Genomic DNA, 2,694 nt, shown 5'->3' with positions numbered 1-2,694 from the left:
GCGTCTCACGCTCCCTGTAGCAGTGCTGCAAAGCGCTGGCCACACTGCCCATTCCCGTCAGCTTTTTGCAGCGCATTATCGCGTAATTCGCCATGCTTACCCCCTCGTTCTGGCGTACATCCAGCCAGTCGGGGGATCGCATTGCGATGCCTCCGGCGGGCCACTATCAGGATGATAGTGTACTCACTAGACTTTGCTACGCAAAATCGTTCGTTAAATTCAACTTAATAAAAAATATATGACATAAAGTCATTGCTTAAATCAAAGATGTGATCAATGCTTCTGTTTCAATATAGTGATTCACTATCATTGATTAGTACATTAACTCTGGTGAGGAAAGTAAGATGTCATTCATAAAATCGCTAAACAAAAAAAATCAAACAGACCAAATAGAAGTGACGATTAACGTTAGGTTAACCCAAGAAGAGGACCATTTACTGACATTAGCAACCCAGCAATCTGGTTATAAAAGGAACGAGCTATTCTACCTCCTAGCAAAGGAATACATCTTTGATGATGAAAGCTTAAAGGAAATGGCTGAGGAGCCTGGCGCTGAGTTTTCAGAAGGCTTATACCAAAATTGTTATGTGGTTAACACTAACAGAGTTCATCATGAAGAAGATGATAAGTTCATGATTTCAGAGGGCGTAGCGGCAACATTTGAAGATGGTTATAAGGAAAAAATGGAGCAGGTTAAAAAAGGAGATTTAGTCTTTCTTTATCGCTCCGGCGAAGGAATTGTTGCACATGGTATCGCCAGTGGTGATGTTTTAAAGAAAGATCATAATGGCGTGCCAGACAAGACCTACTACCAGAAGCTATCAGGCTTTGTTAGGTACGAAAAACCACTAACCGCGTCTGAGATCCAGAGAATACTGGGGAGAAACGTTGTGTTTATGCACACGCTATTTAGCATTAGAGATGGCTATAAACTGCTTAAAAAAGATTAAACCCAGTCTACAGGTGGTTGGCATCACTTTGTGACACCAACCACACTTCCGGAAGTGTTTTTTACAGTGCATCGTCAAGGGTAAATGAACTCGCTACGCTCGCCCTTGACGAAATAAAGCTCCGAATATCGTTTTAAAAAATCAAGAACCGCTCGCCGCAGACTCATGACCGAACGTAGTGAGCGAATGAGCGAGGAAGCGGAATTTCCACGTCACTTACATAGGAACCCTAACACTCAGAACAGGCATAAAAGCACCTGATTTTGCCGATGTGTGATTGTGGAGAGTAATAAGATACAGAAGGGGATGGCTGGGAAGCCGCGCCACAAGCGGAAAGTTTTTGACAATAGTTATCTCTAGAGATAACTTAGTTATCTTGAGAGATAACTATTTTTTCCTGAATGGAGATTTTTAGATGCGGAGAATCACGCAGGTAGACCAAACTACAGGGGAGGAATTAGGTGGTTTTGTAGCAGTGATTCGTCCTAAACAAAAGTCATCATTCCAGAGGCACTTTACTATGAACCAAGCCGCGCTAATTACCATTGCCAATGAGCTAAACCATGACCAGATGCGTGTGCTGATGGCCTTGCTCGCAGAACTGGATTACGAGAACTACATCCAAGTTGCGCAGATGGATATTGCGGAAGCGCTGACTATGCAAAAAACAAATGTCAGTCGTGCGGTAAAAAACCTGATTGATTTCGGGATCATACTGGAAGGTCCTAAGATAGGACGGAGCAAAACTTATCGCTTGAATCCCCAGTTCGGTTGGAAAGGTACTGTCAGCAACCACAAAAAAGCACTAAAAAACGGCCTCAGCGTTATACAGGGCGGTAGAAGCTGATCTCTGGAATGTCGCATCAAAACTAACGACTCATACCACCCATGCCACGCGATCGCGTCTGTCGCTGTTTTTCACGTTCAATACGCTGCTGTTTTTCCTTTTCCTGGTTTTGCTGCTTAAACCGCTGAGCCATCATCAGGATTTCGGTTATCTGCTCTCTGGAAAGGCCCTTAAAAGGCTCTGTAACGCTCTGTAGGCGTTTCTGCTGCGAGTCCATAGTCTTCTGTAGCTCGCGCACTCTTTTTGCATTCTGCGCGCTCTGAGAGGCCATGGCGATGGTTCCTGCAAGGCCATCGTTCACTGCGTGACTTAGACGTTTGGCTATGGCTGCCTGATCTTCCACGTCTTTGGTGAAAATTCCTTTCCGCAATACGCGCGGCTCCAGCGCATCTGGCGAGATTGATACCTGGCTACGGGTGCCACGGTTTATCGATTGGTAGTAGTGCTGAACTGTCTGATGCGTGGCACGGCTTCCCTCGATGCCGCGCTCAAGACCCAATTTTTTTACTGATTCAGCGTAGGTGCTCTGATCGTCACGCATCTTTGACCGCCCGCCAATAAACTCTTTCGCGGACAGCCGTCCATCCTGCGTCAATGGCACCACGAACGCTGACAAATGCGGGGTGGCCTCGTCCCGGTGAACTACCGCAGCCACAACACGATCCTTCCCGTATTTCTTCTCCAGCCACTGCTCAGAATGGGCGAAAAACTCCGCCTGCTGCCGCGGTGTCGCTTCTTTCCACCACTCAGGGCTTGCCGTCATAACGTACTCAACAGCCAGTACCGCATCTTTACGGCGTTTTTCCGGCAACAGCTCCCGCAGCTTTCCCATCGCCTCATCTGCCGACTGAGACACAGAGCAGTAGTTTTCTGGTGTCCGTTCAGCGTCAGCATTCG

General features: G+C 46.8%; 3 protein-coding genes. 2 read left to right on the top strand and 1 reads right to left on the bottom strand.

Annotated features, from left to right (window positions below):
- The first annotated feature begins 344 nt into the window (after positions 1–344).
- Positions 345–950 carry a hypothetical protein gene (locus tag AC0XWG_RS26130; protein WP_047359292.1) on the top strand — a complete coding sequence of 202 codons (606 nt, stop codon included), beginning with the start codon at positions 345–347 and terminating at the stop codon, positions 948–950.
- A 520-nt stretch (positions 951–1,470) separates the two neighbouring features.
- The gene (locus AC0XWG_RS26125; RefSeq protein WP_228288709.1) at positions 1,471–1,797 is read left to right on the top strand and encodes a helix-turn-helix transcriptional regulator; all 327 of its coding nucleotides are present in this window, start codon (positions 1,471–1,473) and stop codon (positions 1,795–1,797) included.
- 22 nt (positions 1,798–1,819) lie between these two features.
- Here AC0XWG_RS26125 and mobV read toward each other — a convergent pair.
- Positions 1,820–2,694, bottom strand: an 875-nt coding sequence (gene mobV / locus AC0XWG_RS26120) for a MobV family relaxase (RefSeq protein ID WP_475681179.1), incomplete at its 5' end; no start/stop codon positions are given.

The organism is Enterobacter sp. DVT3837, from assembly GCF_056238685.1.
The sequence above is the reverse complement of the archived record's forward strand: the minus strand, read 5'-3'. Positions and strand labels throughout refer to the sequence as shown.

Bases quoted from the DNA above. Each gene is read 5' to 3' on its own strand.
- AC0XWG_RS26130 (WP_047359292.1), top strand. From the start codon at position 345: ATGTCATTCATAAAATCGCTAAACAAAAAAAATCAAACAGACCAAATA.
- AC0XWG_RS26125 (WP_228288709.1), top strand. From the start codon at position 1,471: ATGAACCAAGCCGCGCTAATTACCATTGCCAATGAGCTAAACCATGAC.